The sequence below is a fragment of the Arthrobacter senegalensis genome (assembly GCF_059091765.1).
Genome location: NZ_JBNHGZ010000001.1, coordinates 805070 through 821333, shown reverse-complemented (window position 1 = coordinate 821333; position 16264 = coordinate 805070). Strand labels below are relative to the sequence as shown.

The 16264-nt window shown below is 67.4% G+C and carries 16 protein-coding genes and 2 tRNA genes; 13 read left to right on the top strand and 5 right to left on the bottom strand.

Annotated features, from left to right (window positions below; genetic code table 11):
* Positions 1–46 precede the first annotated feature (46 nt).
* A complete protein-coding gene (locus AC5RVG_RS03850; RefSeq protein WP_494012773.1) occupies positions 47–478 on the bottom strand; it encodes a hypothetical protein in 432 nt (143 codons plus the stop codon).
* Between the two features lie 132 nt (positions 479–610).
* On the opposite strand from AC5RVG_RS03850, the gene AC5RVG_RS03845 reads away from it, so the two are divergent.
* Entirely contained in the window at positions 611–1225 is a 615-nt protein-coding gene (locus tag AC5RVG_RS03845; RefSeq protein ID WP_494012772.1) for a hypothetical protein, read from the top strand.
* Between the two features lie 176 nt (positions 1226–1401).
* Here the strand turns inward: AC5RVG_RS03845 and AC5RVG_RS03840 are convergent, their stop codons facing one another.
* A complete protein-coding gene (locus AC5RVG_RS03840; RefSeq protein ID WP_494000553.1) occupies positions 1402–1893 on the bottom strand; it encodes a YajQ family cyclic di-GMP-binding protein in 492 nt (163 codons plus the stop codon).
* 199 nt (positions 1894–2092) lie between these two features.
* On the opposite strand from AC5RVG_RS03840, the gene AC5RVG_RS03835 reads away from it, so the two are divergent.
* The 3 genes from AC5RVG_RS03835 (at position 2093) to AC5RVG_RS03825 (ending at position 3952) form a co-directional block, all read left to right on the top strand.
* On the top strand, positions 2093–2524 hold the full coding sequence (locus AC5RVG_RS03835) for a hypothetical protein (protein WP_494012771.1): 432 nt from the start codon (positions 2093–2095) through the stop codon (positions 2522–2524).
* A gap of 95 nt (positions 2525–2619) precedes the next feature.
* Positions 2620–2701: transfer RNA gene (locus tag AC5RVG_RS03830), tRNA-Tyr, on the top strand.
* 177 nt (positions 2702–2878) lie between these two features.
* The gene (locus tag AC5RVG_RS03825) at positions 2879–3952 is read left to right on the top strand and encodes a lipid II:glycine glycyltransferase FemX (RefSeq protein ID WP_494012770.1); all 1074 of its coding nucleotides are present in this window, start codon (positions 2879–2881) and stop codon (positions 3950–3952) included.
* A 74-nt stretch (positions 3953–4026) separates the two neighbouring features.
* Here AC5RVG_RS03825 and AC5RVG_RS03820 read toward each other — a convergent pair whose 3' ends face one another.
* A complete protein-coding gene (locus AC5RVG_RS03820) occupies positions 4027–4434 on the bottom strand; it encodes a hypothetical protein (protein ID WP_494012769.1) in 408 nt (135 codons plus the stop codon).
* A 163-nt stretch (positions 4435–4597) separates the two neighbouring features.
* Here AC5RVG_RS03820 and AC5RVG_RS03815 point away from each other — a divergent pair, with 163 nt between their 5' ends.
* The gene (locus AC5RVG_RS03815) at positions 4598–4987 is read left to right on the top strand and encodes a thioredoxin family protein (RefSeq protein WP_494012768.1); all 390 of its coding nucleotides are present in this window, start codon (positions 4598–4600) and stop codon (positions 4985–4987) included.
* A 103-nt stretch (positions 4988–5090) separates the two neighbouring features.
* Here AC5RVG_RS03815 and AC5RVG_RS03810 read toward each other — a convergent pair whose 3' ends face one another.
* Positions 5091–6068: a DNA-3-methyladenine glycosylase family protein gene (locus AC5RVG_RS03810; protein ID WP_494012767.1), complete on the bottom strand. Its 978-nt coding sequence runs from the start codon at positions 6066–6068 to the stop codon at positions 5091–5093.
* A gap of 177 nt (positions 6069–6245) precedes the next feature.
* On the opposite strand from AC5RVG_RS03810, the gene AC5RVG_RS03805 reads away from it, so the two are divergent.
* From AC5RVG_RS03805 to AC5RVG_RS03775, 7 genes are all read left to right on the top strand, one after another.
* Positions 6246–7622 (top strand): cystathionine beta-synthase, encoded by a 1377-nt coding sequence (locus tag AC5RVG_RS03805; protein ID WP_494000547.1) that lies wholly within the window; start codon positions 6246–6248, stop codon positions 7620–7622.
* 11 nt (positions 7623–7633) lie between these two features.
* Positions 7634–8794 (top strand): cystathionine gamma-synthase, encoded by a 1161-nt coding sequence (locus AC5RVG_RS03800; RefSeq protein ID WP_494012766.1) that lies wholly within the window; start codon positions 7634–7636, stop codon positions 8792–8794.
* A gap of 79 nt (positions 8795–8873) precedes the next feature.
* Complete coding sequence (locus AC5RVG_RS03795; RefSeq protein ID WP_494000545.1) at positions 8874–9326, top strand: VOC family protein; 453 nt, start codon at positions 8874–8876, stop codon at positions 9324–9326.
* 30 nt (positions 9327–9356) lie between these two features.
* Positions 9357–10010, top strand: a complete 654-nt coding sequence (locus AC5RVG_RS03790; protein ID WP_494012765.1) for an MOSC domain-containing protein — start codon at positions 9357–9359, stop codon at positions 10008–10010.
* A gap of 88 nt (positions 10011–10098) precedes the next feature.
* Entirely contained in the window at positions 10099–12123 is a 2025-nt protein-coding gene (locus AC5RVG_RS03785) for an FAD-dependent oxidoreductase (protein WP_494012764.1), read from the top strand.
* Between the two features lie 14 nt (positions 12124–12137).
* Positions 12138–12647: a PadR family transcriptional regulator gene (locus AC5RVG_RS03780; RefSeq protein WP_494012763.1), complete on the top strand. Its 510-nt coding sequence runs from the start codon at positions 12138–12140 to the stop codon at positions 12645–12647.
* A 392-nt stretch (positions 12648–13039) separates the two neighbouring features.
* A complete protein-coding gene (locus AC5RVG_RS03775) occupies positions 13040–14998 on the top strand; it encodes a DEAD/DEAH box helicase (RefSeq protein WP_494012762.1) in 1959 nt (652 codons plus the stop codon).
* 145 nt (positions 14999–15143) lie between these two features.
* On the opposite strand, the gene AC5RVG_RS03770 is transcribed toward AC5RVG_RS03775, so the two are convergent.
* Positions 15144–15932 (bottom strand): putative protein N(5)-glutamine methyltransferase, encoded by a 789-nt coding sequence (locus AC5RVG_RS03770; protein ID WP_494012761.1) that lies wholly within the window; start codon positions 15930–15932, stop codon positions 15144–15146.
* Positions 15933–16150: 218 nt separating this feature from the next.
* Between AC5RVG_RS03770 and AC5RVG_RS03765 the strand changes: the two genes are divergently transcribed.
* Positions 16151–16222: transfer RNA gene (locus tag AC5RVG_RS03765), tRNA-Thr, on the top strand.
* Positions 16223–16264: the final 42 nt, after the last annotated feature.

Sequence of the window (16264 nt, the reverse complement as noted above, 5' to 3'; positions counted from 1 at the left end):
CGGGAGGGCGGCAGCGTGATGCGGTGTTGCCAAAGCTTTTAGGTGGCTAGAGCCCGTGCACCAGGAGGTTCCGGTGCGGTTGGAGCCAGCCTTTGGCCAATGCTGTTTTCGCGTCGTATCCGTCGGCGATCAGCTTGGCCTTGATTCCGGAGGCTTCGAGTCCAAGTGGGCCAGTATGCTCGAGCCGGCCACATCCGGCGGCGTAAAGACCGGCTGCCGGATTGTCCACGATCAAGCACATTTCGCGGGGATCAGGAGTGTCCATCGAGGCGGCGTAGAACGCGTAGCCGTTCATCTCCGTCAGGAACCGTACGCTGTCCGGGACTACGTCCAGGTGTTCCAAGCGCTCCGCCGGTATGTCATCCGCGGTGCTGGATGGGGCTGACAGCGCCGACACCCGGGGAGGCTGGTGGCTGGTGCAGCCTGCCAGCGCCAGCAGTACCGCGGCTGCAACGCTCAGTTTGGTCAGCGTGCGCATGATCTCCCCGCCTCCGGTGAAACAACGTTTGCCTCACGCTAAGCGGGAAATGATCAGCAAAGGACGAAACGAACGTTGCGATGCGGTAACTAAAGCACCAAGGAGTGGAAATTGGGCGGAATTGAGGAACTTATGGCCGAGTCCAACGAACGTTGGGCTAAAGCGGCTAAAAGAGCCCAAGGGTTGACGGACAACGGACTGGGCGCCGCCGTGAAGGTCTACTACACGCGATTCTGGCTAGTGGGCGTGATCGTCCTGATCCCGATTGGTTCCCTGGCGGCGGCTCTGGCGTTTGGGGCTTCTTATGGTGACTGGCCAACGTACCTACCGTTCGGCTGCATGCTGGCGGGGCTAGGCACCATGATCGGAGGTCTGATCTTCAACTCGAAAAGGGTCGTACCGGCAGCCGAATATGGAAACGTCGACGTGACCCTGTCGCTGACGAGCGAGGAACGAACGCACGTCCGCCGGCAGGTGGCAGGCAAGGCGGCAGTCGTTCCGGAGCATCTCACGGTAACGCGCGGCGCGGCTGTGCAGATGCGAAAGGCTCTTGCGACGCAGCTGTTGATAATGCCGTTCTACCCTTTGGTTTTCATTCCGCAAGCCATCAACGGCGCCGGACGGAATGATCCATTCGGCTGGGTCTTTGCAGGCATGGTATTTCTCTTCATGATCGGGCTCCTATTTCTCATACGGGATTTCCGCCGCTCGGGTCAATTCCTCGCACGCACGGCTGATCAGCCTTGAGGGGTGCCCTTGCCAATCCGTCATCAGGGAAGTCGCTGCGGTGGGGTGGCGTCAGGGCCTATGACAAGACAAGGACCGCAGCCGCTGGTCTTATGGCTGCGGTCCTTGTCGCTCCCGCGGATTCTCTGCGGGCTAGCGCCTGGTAATCATGCTTTGACTGGGCGTTATGTTTTGGGCTACCGGTAGTTGATGAACTGCAGGTCGACATCCAAGTCGGAGCCCTTGAGCAGCGAAATGACTTCCTGCAGGTCGTCCCGGGACTTCGAGGTGACGCGGAGTTCGTCACCCTGGATCTGTGCCTTCACACCCTTGGGGCCCTCGTCGCGGATGATCTTCGAGATCTTCTTGGCCTGGTCCTGTGCGATGCCCTCCTTGACGCCGGCCTCGATCCGGTACTCCTTGCCGGAAGCGAACGGCTCGCCGGCGTCCAGCGACTTCAACGAAATGCCGCGCTTGACGAGTTTCGACTGGAGCACGTCCAGAACGGCCTTGACCCGTTCCTCGGAGTTGGCCTTCATCAGGATTTTTTCGCCGCTGAAGTCAACCTCGGCGCCGACTCCCTTGAAGTCATAGCGCTGCGCGATTTCCTTCTGCGCCTGGTTCAACGCGTTGGCGACTTCCTGCTTGTCCACCTTGCTGACGATGTCGAACGAAGAGTCGCTGGCCATGGTTCCTCCTGGGTCGGGGCGTATGTGTCTTGCCACCAGCCTACTGAATCGCATCCGATGGCGCGGCTTTCCCAGCTGGGACGCAGGTTCCGTCCATTGTTCCTTCATCCGGGTTGGCGAGAATCGAGAAGCCGTATCGACACCAATCTTCAGGAGAAGCACACACATGGCAGCCCGCCCGCAGTACATAGTCACTTCGATGAGGGTTGCCGCGGGTTCGTTCCTGACCGTGACGGCCGTCGCCACAGTGGTTGTGATGGGCTCCGCGCCGGCCTCGGCGGCCACTGCCTCCCTGGCGTCCGCGCAGGCGCCCGCCGCGGCGGCCGGCGCCGCGACGATGATCCGTCGGGACACCCAAGAGCTGGAGCGTGAACTCCGCCAGGACCTCGCGGCAGGAGCCGTCTTCGATGGTGCCACCGGCGATGGCGGGTTGGCAGGCCTGGGCGACCCGTCCAGCGCCGCGGGCGCCGACTCCAGCGCCGCGGGGGAGAGGAATGGTTCCGGGCCCGCTGCCAGGTTGGACGGCATCCGCCGCGAGATGGATCAGGCGGTGCGGATGCAACTGGTCACCGCGGAGCAGGCAGAGCGGTTCGTCGGGCAGATGGAGGAGCGGATTTCCCGGGGTTTGTAGACCCCGCGGAGCCCGATTCGATTCTTGGACCGATCTTTGTGTAAAGTTGTCTTGCTTCCTCACGGGGAAGCGGTCTTCTTCTGAAGAAGGCGTTCGGCAGATTACCCGAGCGGCCAAAGGGGGCTGACTGTAAATCAGCTGGCATTGCCTACGGGGGTTCGAATCCCTCATCTGCCACCGAACGGGAAACCCCGTCTGACCAGGTGAATCACTGGTCGGACGGGGTTTTTCCGTACCTGCCGGCCATGCCGGCCGCCGCTGGTTCATTCCCCGGCACAGGGTTGGGGACCGGCGTCGATAGACTTGACCGCGGATGTGACCGGCGACGACCAACTGCCACGACGAGGAGTTTTCTTGCGACAATTCACCGCCCGCTTCGCGACGCCGGAGGAAATCGAGGCATGGGACAGCCATGTCACGGCCAACCCCAACGGCGGCAACATGCTCCAAGCCAAGGCCTACGCCCAGGTCAAGGCGGACCACGGGTGGAAGCCGCTGTACCTGGCGTATGAGACCGAGGACTACACCAGCTACAACCTGGTACTGGAAAAGCACGTTCCGCTGCTGGGCAACTACTGGTACATGATCAAGGGTCCCGACGTCGCCTCGCCCGAGGACCTGCCCGGCATCTTCGAGGCCAACCGCAACTTCTGCCGGGAGCAGGCACGCGGCGTCTTCGCGATCCGGATCGAGCCGGATGTCGAGGCCACGGACGGAACCCGCGCGCTTCTGGCGCGCGAAGGCCTGGTCAAGATGCCCGACCTGCAGCCGAACGACCACACCGCAATCGTGGACATCTCCCCGGAGCCGGACGTCGTCCTCAAGAGCTTTTCGTCCCGCGGGCGCAACGCCGTGCGCCGCGCCATCCGCGAGGGCGCCGAAGTGGTAACGGCCGAACCGACGGAAGAGAACTTCCGGGCGATGTTCAACCTGATGGGACAGGTGCAGCAGGGCCAGAAGAACGTGCAGGTCCGCTCCTTCGAGTACTTCAAGGCGTTCTGGGGCAACTTCATTGCCGCCGGGCAGGGCCGGCTGCTGTTCACGTACGAAGACGGCAAGCCGTCGGTGGGAGCGTTCGTGGTCAACTACGGACGCAAGGGCACCTACAAAGACGGCGGATCGCTGCCGCGCCGCAAGCAGTACGGCGACTCCCACCTGATCCAGTGGACGGCCATGAACCAGCTCAGGGAGCTGGGCATCACCAGTTACGACCTGTGCGGGACTCCGCCGTCGTCCGAACTGAAGAACCCCGAACATGAGTACTACGGCCTGGGCCTGTTCAAGACCAGCTTCACCAAGACCATCACCGACTTCGTCGGCTGCTATGACCAGGTGATCTCCCCGTTGAAGTACAAGCTGTGGTCCGCTGCCGGGGAAAAGATCGCCCGCGGGCTCTACGTGCGCCGCCGAAACCAGCCCTTCTACTGAGCGGCGCCGCCGGCCCCAGCGCAGGCACCTCGCAACAGCCCGCCCAGCCCTGTAGCCGCCCGGACAGCGAGTGTTCAGGCCGCTTCGGCCAGCGGCAGCGGATGGATGTCCCAGAGGAAGCAGTACGTTTTCGGCCCGGAATGGTGCATCACGTTGTAGTACAGCCACTGCCAGGCAGTGGCGCCGTTATGGTCTGCCGGAGCAGGCGGACAGTCGGCTGGCGTGTACCACCGCCCTTCGCTCCAGATGCAGTGCAGGTCGCCCACGTAGGTGGCCGCCGGTCCGGCGCCGGGCCTGCCGTGCGGCAGCCCGATCCTGCCCTTCAGCGCGGCGCCCTCACCCACGGCGTACAGCTCGTTCCGTGACGGGTCGTGGGCAAACGGCAGGTGCTCCTCCAACTCGTCCATCACGGCGAGGCTCTTGGAAATGGCGGCGTCGAGTTCCAGTCCGTCGGTGACAATCAGGACGGTGAAGCGGTTCATGTCGAATCCTCCGGTCGCGGTTTCTGGTGGAATTGACCTTAGGGATTCGGCCACGGCGGCCGGTAGCCCCGGCGGGGGATTGTGGATAACGGCCGGGGCGCCGGCTCATGCGCTGAGCGAACAGGGGGCGACAGGCCGCAACCCCGCGCGTTAGCGTGGAGGTATGGCAACCATCGATATCACCGAGGCCCAGTTCCCGCAGACCATCGAAGAGAACGACATTGTGTTCGTTGACTTCTGGGCCGACTGGTGCGGCCCGTGCAAGCAGTTTGCCCCCGTCTACGATGCCGCGTCCGAGGAACACGGCGACATCGTCTTCGCCAAGGTGGACACCGAAGCCGAGCAGGGCCTGGCCGCCGCGGCCGGCATCACCTCGATTCCGACCCTCATGGCCTTCCGCGAAAAGGTGCTGGTGTTCTCCCAGCCCGGCGCCCTGAACTCCAGCCAGTTCGGGCAGTTGGTGGACGCGGTCAAGGGACTGGACATGCAGGAAGTCCACGCCCAGGTGGCCGCCCAGCAGCAGGCGGCGCAGGAGGGCCAGGCCTCCGAATAGCTACAACGGTCAGGACTCCAGAGGGGGCGGGGCGCATGCCCTGCTCCCTCGGGGTTTAAGGCGCGGGGTAGTTTTCCGGCGTTGGTGCGGCGTCAGAGCCGTGTTAGTGCCGGCGGTGGTCCTGCGGCGCCAGCCGCGGCCCGAAGGCGGGCTTGCGGAAACCGCTCAGCACCAGCATCCGCACCACCCGCTGGCGGTGGCCCCGCCACGGTTCCAGGAGCTCGAGCATGCCGGCGTCGTCCGTCTTGCGTCCGGTGAGGGCGTAGCCGACGAACGCCGCCAGATGGAAGTCGCCCACCGACACCGAGTCCGGATCCCCGTGCGTGCGCTGCGCGGTCTCGGCCGCGGTCCACGGCCCGATCCCCGGGACGGTGCACAGCTTGCGGGCCAGTTCTTCTCCGGCCGGCAGCGACGCCAACCGTTCCAGGGCACCGGCCGAGGAACACACCCGCATGATGGTGCCCGAGCGCTTAGAGTCCACCCCCGCCCGGTGCCAGTCCCAGGACGGGATGCGCCGCCACCCCTGCGCCGTCGGCGGGACCATGAGCCCGCTCGGTGCGGGCCCCGGCGCCGGAGACCCGTGCCGGCGGACGAGGTATTTGTAGGAGTAGCGTGCCTCGATGGTCGTGATCTTCTGCTCCAGGATCACCGGCACGAGCGCATCGATCATCCGCCCGGTCGCCGGCAGCCGCAGCCCGGGGTGCCGCCGGCGGGGCTCACGCACCAGCCGGGGCAGGCCGGTATGGAAATCCGGGGTGTCGAACCCCGACCAGTCATCGTCCGCCCCCAGCAGCGCGGGGAGCCCGGCCAGCGCTTCCTCGGCACCCGGCCCCCAGGCCCGTCCCATGACGACGGCGGTGCCCCGGCTGCCGTCGTGCCCTCCCGGACCGCGGGTGAGGCGCAGGGTTGCCGCGCCGGAGGAGGTGTTCAGCGTCAGCCAGGCACCGGCGTCGTCGATCCGGGCGGTGGGATCCTGCGTGCCGCGGGACAGGATGGACAGGGTTCCGCGCAGGTCATACGGCTCCGGAAACTCCACCAGTGCGGTGAGCCCGATGCCGGGCGCGGTGGCGGTGGACAGCATGGATTAATCGTCCCACGCGCTCCGGACAGTTCTTTCACCCGGGCCTGTTCGGGCAAGACCCTTTTCGGGCAAGCAGCCGCGCAGGCGCGGCACACGGCGGCCGCAGGCGGGCCCCGGGCATGAACCCGTCTTACGCCGGATGTGCCCCCGGATACGCTGGCGGGTAGATTTGGGCCCATGAAATATGCCAATTCCGTTCTGGACCTGATCGGCAACACCCCGCTGGTCAAGCTGAACAAAGTGACCGAAGGTCTTGCCGCCACCGTCCTGGCGAAGGTGGAGTATTTCAACCCGGGCGGTTCGATCAAGGACCGCATCGCGGTGAAGATGATCGAAGAAGCCGAAAAGGACGGGCGGCTCAAGCCCGGCGGCACGGTCATCGAACCCACCAGCGGCAACACCGGGGTGGGCCTGGCCCTGGTGGCGCAGCAGAAGGGCTACAAGTCCATCTTCGTGACCCCGGACAAGGTGGGCCTGGAAAAGCGCGACGTGCTCAGGGCCTACGGCGCCGACGTCGTCGTCACCCCGACCTCCGTAGCGCCGGACAGCCCGGAGTCCTACTACGGCGTCTCCGACCGGCTGGTGACCGAGGTCGACGGCGGCTACAAGCCGGACCAGTTCAACAACCCGGCCGCGCCGGCCAGCCACTACGAGTCCACCGGCCCGGAGATCTGGCGCGACACGGACGGCCGGGTGACCCACGTGGTGATCGGCGCCGGCACCGGCGGAACCATCACGGGAACCGGCCGCTACCTGAAGGAAATTTCCGCCGACCGCGCCGGCGGTCCCGTGAAGATCATCGGCGCCGACCCCGAGGGATCGGTCTACTCGGGAGGCAGCGGACGGCCGTACTTCGTCGAGGGCGTCGGCGAGGACATGTGGCCGGACAACTACGACAAGTCGGTTCCGGACGAGGTGCTGGCCGTCAACGACGCCGAGGCCTTCGCGATGACCCGGCGGCTGGCCCAGGAAGAGGGGCTGCTGGTCGGCGGTTCCTCCGGCATGGCCGTGGTGGCAGCGCTCAAGGTGGCCGAGGGGCTGGGGCCGGACGACATCGTGGTAGTGATCCTGCCGGACTCCGGACGCGGCTACCTGGGCAAGATCTTCAACGACGACTGGATGAAGTCCTACGGCTTTATCGCCGGCGGAGACGAAGCGACAGTGGGCGAGGTGCTGCGGGGCAAGAGCGGCACGCTGCCGGACCTGGTCCACACCCATCCCTACGAGACTGTGCGCGACGTCATCGGGATCATGAACGAGTTCGGCGTCTCGACCCTGCCGGTGCTCTCGCAGGAGCCGCCGGTGGTCATGGGCGAGGTGGTCGGCGCAGTGAACGAACGCGAACTGACGGCCAAGCTGTTCAAGAACGAAGCGAAGCTGACAGACAAGGTCGGCGACCATCTGAGCGCGGCGATGCCGCTGGTCGGGGCGCTGGAACCGGTCTCGGCCGCCCGCGAGAAGCTGCAGGCGGTCGACGGCGTGCTGGTGACGTTGGCCGGTGCCCCGGTGGGCGTGCTGACCCGCCACGACCTGCTGTCCTACCTGACGAGCTGAAGGAGAGAAGAATGAGCGCAGAGAACACCCAGGGCTTCAACACCCGCGCCGTGCATGCCGGCCAGGTGCCGGACGAGGCCACCGGCGCGGTGGTGCCGGCGATCTACCAGTCTTCGACCTACGCCCAGGATGGCATCGGCGGGCTGCGCAACGGCTACGAATACGGCCGCGGCACCAACCCGACCCGCGATTCCCTGCAGGTGCAGCTGGCGGCGGTGGAGGGCGGCAAGCACGCCTTCTCCTTCGCCTCCGGGCTGGCAGCCGAAGACGCGCTGATCCGTGCCCTGCTGTCCCCGGGCGACCACATCGTGCTGGGCAACGACGCCTACGGCGGAACCTACCGGCTCATTGACCGCGTGCTCGGTGCCTGGGGGATCGGCCACACCGTGGTCGATATGTCCGACGAGTCGGCCGTGGCCGCCGCGGTCAACGAGCACAAGGCCCGGTTCCTCTGGGTAGAGACCCCGTCCAACCCGATGATGAAGGTCACCGACATCGCCGCCCTCGCCGAGCTGGCCCACGCCGCCGGCGCGCTGCTGGTCGTGGACAACACCTTCGCCTCTCCGTACCTGCAGAACCCGCTGGCCTTCGGCGCCGACGTCGTGGTGCATTCGACCACCAAGTACATCGGCGGACATTCGGACGTGATCGGCGGGGCCGTGGTGCTCAACGACGACGCGCTCGCCGAGAAGGTCGGTTTTGTGCAGTTCGCGGTGGGGGCCGTCTCCGCGCCGCTGGACGCTTTCCTTACCACCCGCGGGCTGAAGACGCTGGGCGTGCGGATGGACCGGCACTCGGCGAACGCCCAGGCCGTGGCCGAATGGCTGCAGGGCCGGGCCGAAGTCGAGGCGGTCTACTATCCTGGCCTGCCCGACCACCCCGGCCACGAGCTGGCCAAGAAACAGATGCGCGGCTTCGGCGGCATGGTCTCCGTTTCCTTCACGGGCGGCGAGGCGGCGGCCCGCAAGGTGGCCGAGTCCACCGAGGTGTTCACGCTGGCGGAATCGCTGGGCGGCATCGAGTCGCTGGTCAACTACCCTGCGGAGATGACCCATGCCTCGGTGAAGGGCACCGAACTGGCGGTGCCGGAGAACCTGATCCGGCTGTCGGTGGGCATCGAGGACATCGATGACCTGATCGCGGACCTGGAAAAGGCCTTCGGCCAGCTCTAGGCACCCATGGAGGCGGCGGTACCGGCAGGCCGGTCCGCCGCCTCTGGCGCGTCCGGGGCCGGAAGAGAATACTGTGTCCATGGATGCGAACAAGCAGTACCCTCCGGCCAGCGTCGTCGCCGGTCTGCAGTCGCGCAAGGCCCACGAACTGATCGAGTTCCTGACCGGGGCCATGGGATTCATCGAGCATGCACGGTTCGAGGAGCATGGCCTGGTGGTGCACGCCGAGTTGCTCTGGCCCGAGGGCGGGATGGTGATGGTCTCCAGCCACGCGGAGGGGACCCTGTGGGCCCGGGAACCCGGTTCGGCCCAGCTGAACGTCTACACCCGCGACCCGGACGGCGCGTACGAGCGCATGAAGGCGGCCGGGGCTTCAATCATCCGGGACCTGCAGGACACCGACTACGGCGACCGAGGCTTTGGCATCAACGACCCGGACGGAAATCTGTGGGCCATCGGAAAATACCGCGGGCAACCGCTGCCGGCCGACTCGGCCAAGGAACAGGACGTCAGCTACGAGGGCCACGCCTGAGCCAGCACCGGACGCACCTATGATTGCCCCATGAAATCCGGATCCCTGCTGGCCCTCTGCCGGCTGCACGCCTTGAAGCCCGATGCCAGCAAGGTGGGAATCACCGGGATCGACAAGCGCCCGGTCGACGGACGGGTGCCGGTCCACCCGATGGGGCTGCGCGCCGATGTCCAGGCGGATCGCAAAAACCACGGCGGAGAGCTCAAGGCCCTCTACGCCTATGCCCAGGAGGATGCCGACGCGTGGTCGGCCGAGCTCGGGCGCGGCATCGCGCCGGGGCTGTTCGGCGAGAACCTGCGGACCACCGGCCTGGACGTCAGCGGGGCGCTGGTGGGGGAGCGGTGGCGGGTGGGCCCCGACGTCGTCGTCGAAGTGACGATGCCGCGGATACCGTGCGCCACCTTTGCCCGCCACATGGGCGAGCCCCGGTGGGCCAAGCGTTTCCTGCACAAGGGGTTGCCTGGCGCCTATCTCAAGGTCATCGCCACCGGCTCGCTGGCGGCCGGTGACAGCATCGAGGTCCTCTTCCGCCCGGCGCACGGCGTCAGCGTGGCCGACTCCTCGCTGGGGCTCAGCCCCGGGCAGGCGCAGGCGCTGTGGGCTTCCGAGACCAGTGGGGAGATTGCGCTGCACGGCAACGTCGCCAAGGCGGTCCGGAGGGCACTCGGCCGAGTCCAGGCCTGAGACGCAGGCCGCGCTCCTCGGACCCCGGTTGTCCGGCGCCGCCCCGGGCCGTAGGCTTTATGCAACTTGTTGTGCAAAGGAGTGCATCGTGCCCGTGGCCTACCCGAAGTTGTTCGAACCGCTGGACCTCGGCTTCACGGTCCTGCCCAACCGGGTGCTGATGGGGTCCATGCACGTCGGGCTGGAGGAACTGCCCGGAGGCTTCGAGCGCATGGCCGCCTTCTACGCCGAACGCGCGCGCGGCGGCGTCGGGCTGATCGTGACGGGCGGCTTCGCCCCCAACGCGGCCGGCCGGCTGCAGCCCGGCGGCGCCATGATGACGACGGCGGAGGAGGCCGCCCGCCACACGATCGTCACCGACGCCGTCCACGCCGCAGGTGGGCGGATAGCGCTGCAATTGCTGCACGCCGGACGTTACGCCGCGCATCCCGATCCGGTAGCGCCCAGCCCGCTGCAGGCCCCGATCAGCCCGTTTACGCCCCGCGGGCTCAGCGAACCGGAGATCGGGCAGACCATCGAGGACTTCGCGAACGCTGCCGCGCTGGCCCGCGAAGCAGGATACGACGGCGTCGAAATCATGGGGTCCGAGGGCTACCTGATCAACGAGTTCATCGCCGCCCGCACCAACCGGCGGACCGACGGCTGGGGCGGCAGCTACCGGAACCGGATCCGCTTTCCGCTGGAGGTTGTCCGCCGGACCCGCGAACGGGTGGGCGAGGATTTCATCATCATCTACCGCCTGTCCATGCTGGATTTGGTGGAAGGCGGTTCCACCTTCGAGGAAGTCGCCGAACTGGCCCGCGGAGTCGAAGCGGCGGGGGCCACCATCATCAATACCGGCATTGGCTGGCACGAATCCCGCGTGCCGACCATCGCCACCTCGGTCCCGCGCGCCGGCTTCTCCTGGGTCACCCGCCGGCTGATGGGCGCCGTCGGACTTCCGTTGGTAGCCACCAACAGGATCAACAGCCCCGATACCGCCGAACAGCTGCTGGCCGACGGATACGCCGACATGGTGTCCATGGCCCGCCCGTTGCTCGCCGACCCGGCATTCGTGCTCAAGGCCTCGCGCGGACGGGCGGACGAGATCAACACCTGCATCGCCTGCAACCAGGCCTGCCTGGACCACACCTTCGTCGGCAAGACCACCTCCTGCCTGGTCAATCCGCAGGCCTGCCATGAGACCGAACTGCTGATCGCGCCCGCCGCCGCGCCCAAATCGCTGGCCGTGGTCGGGGCCGGGCCGGCCGGACTGGCCTGTGCGGTCACCGCGGCCAGGCGCGGGCACCGCGTCACCCTCTTTGAAGCGGCGGACGGCATCGGCGGCCAGTTCAACCTGGCCAAGCAGATCCCGGGCAAGGAAGAGTTCCACGAGACCATCCGCTATTTCAGCCGCCAGCTGGAACTGCTCGGCGTGGAGGTGCGGCTGAAGACCCGGGCCACCGCGGCGGCCTTGGCCGAAGGCGGGTTTGACGAGGTCGTCCTCGCCACCGGCGTGCTGCCGCGGGTCCCTGACCTGGACGGCGTGGACCACCCGAGCGTGCTCGGCTACCTGGACGTGCTGCGCGACCACCGGCAGCTCGGTGAAACCGTGGCGGTGCTGGGCGCCGGCGGCATCGGCTTCGACGTCAGCGCGTACATCACGCAGGCCGGTCCCAGCGCCACCCTGGATCCGGGCCGGTTCCGCGAGCACTGGGGGGTCGACGACGACCCCGCGGCGCACGGCGGCCTGGCCGCTCCGCGGCCCGAACGCCCGGCCCGCAGCGTTTACCTGCTGCAGCGCAAGGAATCCAAGCTCGGCGCCGGGCTGGGCAAGACGACCGGGTGGATACACCGGGCCGAGCTCAAGAGCCGCGGGGTGCAGATGATTCCGGCCGTGACCTACCGCAGGATCGACGACGACGGACTGCACCTTACCGTCGACGGCACCGACACGGTGCTCGCCGTCGACAACGTGGTGCTCTGCACCGGCCAGGAGCCGCAGCGGGAGCTGCAGGAGGCGCTCGAAGCTGCGGGGCTGCCGGTCCACCTGGTCGGCGGCGCCGACGTGGCGGCCGAACTCGACGCCAAACGCGCCATCAACCAGGCGACCCGTCTGGCCGCGGCGCTGTAACGGAGCGAGCCCTCATGTCCTTGCCGCACGCCATCCTCACCGCCTTGCTGGAGCGGCCCGGGTCCGGGGCGGAACTGGCCCGCCGCTTCGACAAGTCGTTCGGCTTCTTCTGGCCGGCGACGCACCAGCAGATCTACCGCGAGCTCGCCAAGCTGGAACAGAACGGTTTGGTCGAATCAACGGGCCGCGACTCCAGCCGCGGGCGCGCCAAGGAGTACCAGGTCCTTGCCGTCGGCCGGGAGGAACTGCGGCGCTGGACCGACGAACAGCAGAACCCCCGCCCCGTCCGGGAAGAGCTGATGATCCGCCTCCGCGCCTCCTCGGTGCTCGGAGATGTCCCGATCAACGGCGAAATCGAGCGGCATCTGGGCCTGCACCGCGCGCAACTCGCGGCCTACCGCCAGCTCGACCAGCGGGGCACTTGGACCGACGCCAACCGGCTGCAGCGGGCCGTGCTGCAGGCAGGCATCATGTTCGAGCAGGCCTGGATCGAGTGGGCCGAGCAGACCCTGCAGGGGGAGTAGGAACACGACCCGGGGCTCGGCGCCGGGTGCCCGCTGTGCCAAAGGTCACCGCCCGCCGTCGTGCTCCCCGTCCCCGCCCACCCGGAGCGTGCCGTACACTGGATACATCCCCCACTGTCGGTATTCCCTTAGTTCTGCGCGATAATGCCGTTTACGGTCTTGTCGAAGCGTCTGATTGTGTGTGGGCCCGCCTCTATGCGGCGGGCAGTTTCATGTTTGGGAGCGCCGGCTAAAGAAAACGCCGCCAGGTCTCTCCGCAGCTTGCGGGTGGCCAGCGAAGCGGCGGAAAGCCCTGCCACGGGATTGTAATAGCGCCGGGCTTTGAGTCAGAGGACCGCGGACATCAATGTGCCGCGGCCACCGGTCCCCAGCTGAATACGAGGAACTGCCCCGTGTCCGAAAACACTGTTAACACCCTGCCCGAAAACACCGACGCCGCCCCGGCCGTCGAAGACGAGAACACCGTACTCTTCACCGACTTCGGCCTCGACGGCCGTGTCCTGGCCGCACTGACCGACGTCGGCTACGAGAAGCCCTCGCCCATCCAGGCCGCCACCATTCCCGTCCTGCTCGAAGGCCGCGACGTCGTCGGCCTGGCGCAGACCGGCACGGGCAAGACCGCAGCCTTCGCTGTTCCCGCCCTCTCCCGGATGGCCGAACTGCCGCCGACCAAGAACACCCAGATCCTGGTGCTGGCCCCCACCCGCGAGCTGGCCCTGCAGGTGGCCGAGGCCTTTTCCTCCTACGCCGCCCACATGGACGACTTCACCGTGCTGCCCGTCTACGGCGGCTCCGCGTACGGGCCCCAGCTGGCCGGCCTGCGCCGCGGCGCCCAGGTGGTTGTCGGTACCCCCGGCCGCGTGATCGACCACATCGAAAAGGGCTCGCTGGACCTGTCCGAACTCCAGTACCTGGTGCTTGACGAGGCCGACGAGATGCTGCGCATGGGCTTCGCCGAAGAGGTCGACCAAATCCTCTCCAAGACCCCGGAAAGCAAGCAGGTTGCCCTGTTCTCGGCGACCATGCCGACCGCCATCCGCCGGATCGCGAAGAAGTACCTGAAGGACCCGGCCGAGATCACGGTCAAGGCCAAGACCACCACGGGCACCAACACCCGCCAGCGCTACCTGCAGGTCATGGGCCCGCACAAGCTGGATGCCATGACCCGGATCCTGGAAGCCGAAGATTTCGACGGCGTCATCGCCTTCGTGCGCACCAAGATGGCTACCGAGGACCTGGCCGACAAGCTCAAGGCCCGCGGCTACCGGGCCGCCGCCATCAACGGCGACATCCCGCAGCAGCAGCGTGAGCGCACCGTCGAGGCCCTGCGCGACGGCAAGATCGACATCCTGGTCGCCACGGACGTCGCCGCCCGCGGACTCGACGTCGAACGCATCACCCTCGTGGTCAACTACGACATTCCGCACGACACCGAGTCCTACGTGCACCGCATCGGCCGCACCGGCCGTGCGGGCCGCTCGGGCGACGCCATCCTGTTCATGACCCCGCGCGAGAAGTACCTGCTGCGGGCGATCGAGAAGGCCACGCGCCAGCCCGTCGAGCAGATGCACCTGCCCTCGGCGGAGACCATCAACAACCTGCGGATGCGCAAGTTCGCGGAACAGATCACCGAGACCCTGGCGTCCGAGGACGTCTCGATCTTCCGCGACCTGATCGCGAACTACGAGACCGAGCACGACGTGCCGGCCGCCGAGATCGCGGCCGCGCTGGCGGTCATGGCTCAGGGCGGTCGCCCGCTGCTGGTCCAGGACCTGCCCGAGGCACCCAAGGGCCAGCGCGAGCGTGCCGGCGGCGGACGCGACGCCATGAATTCGCGGGGCCCGTCCCGCACGCTGACCGAGGGCAACGCCACGTACCGGATCGCCGTGGGGCGCCGGAACCGCGTGATGCCCGGCTCCATCGTCGGCGCCATCGCCAACGAGGGCGGCCTGTCCGCCGCGCAGATCGGCGGCATCGACATCCGCTCGGACCACTCGCTGGTCGAGCTGCCCGCTGACCTGAGCAAGGACCAGCTGCGCGCGCTGTCCAAGACCCGCATCGGCGGCGAGCTGATCCACCTGGAGCTGGATGGCGGCCGCAAGCCGCGCCGGGACCGCGACGACGTCGCCGGCGGACACCGCGGCGGCTTCCGCAGCGACCGGGGCGACCGGCCGTTCAAGAAGAAGTTCGAAAGCGACCGCCCCTACAAGAAGAAGTTTGAGGGCGACCGTCCGTACAAGACCGACGGCGAACGCAGCTTCAGCGGGGACCGCTCCGACCGTGGATTCGGCGGGGAGCGCAGCGACCGCGGCTTTGGTGCCGCGCGCAAGCCGCGCCACACCCGCGGCTAGCCTCCGCGCAGGCCGCGCCTCCCGCGGCTCGCCTGGCCGGTTTGGCTTTCAGCCAGGAACCACCCCTCCGGGGCACTTGTCATTGGACAGGTGCCCCGGAGGCATTTAACGTTCCTGCCGCTTTCATGCAACGTCCCCGCCACGTTCAACCCGCCGGCCGGGTGCCGGAAACCACCGTGGAGGCGTGCTCCTCGGAACGGGCGATGGCCGGAACCAGTCCGCGCGCTTCGAAGGCCCCGGCCGCTGCCTCCGCCTGCCGCTCACTCGTTTCCACCAGCACCGACCCGCCCGGCGCGAGCCAGTCCGACGCCCCCTCCGCGACCCGCCGCATGACAGCCAGGCCGTCAGGGCCGCCGTCGAGCGCCCACGGTGCTTCGTGGAGGCGGGCTTCGGGCGGCAGCAACGTGATTTCCTCTGTGGGCACGTAGGGGACGTTCGCGGCCAGGACGTCGACGCGGCCGCGCAATGCCGCCGGCAGTGCCGCGTACAGGTCGCCCGCGTGCACCTGTGCCCCCGGCAGGTTCGCGCGCGCGCACGCCACCGCCGCCGGATCCACATCTGCGGCGTGCAGTTCGCTGGGCCTGAGCAGTGCGGCCAGTGCCGCCGCCACGGCCCCCGAACCACAGCACAAATCGACGACGACGGCGGTGGGCACAGGGGCCAAGGCCGCGGCCTGCCGGACCAGGAACTCGGTCCTCCGCCGGGGGACGAAAACCCCGGGGGAAACGTGAATGCGCAGGCCACAGAACCCGGCCCAGCCCAGGACTTGTTCCAGGGGAGTCCCGGCTGCCCGCTGTTCCACCTTGGCGGAAATTTCTTCCGGGGGACCGCCCTCGGCGAGCAGCAGGTCGGCCTCTTCCTCGGCGAAGACGCAGCCTGCCGCGCGCAGCCGGGAGGCGATGTCGTCCCGGCCCCATGGCTGGGAAACCTGCATGTGGAGTCCTTTCGAATGACGCCAGAGTACCCTTTCGTCCGCGTCCGCTGGCCGCCTCGCTGTGATCTTGACTGCAGTTCATGCGCCCGAAACGCCACCGGGGACAGGCCGCCCGGGGCTGTCCGCGGAGGAGACCGCCGTCGGACGTGTGGCCTTCACCACGGGGCACGATTCCGATTTCTTCCAGAGGGGAATTGCTGGTAATGTATTTCTCCGTTGCCCCCCTAGCTCAGTGGTAGAGCGCGTTCTTGGTAAGAACGAGGTCACCGGATCGATTCCGGTGGGGGGCTCTGAATGGCAAAGCCCGCGTCTGCGTCGCGAGACGCAGCGCG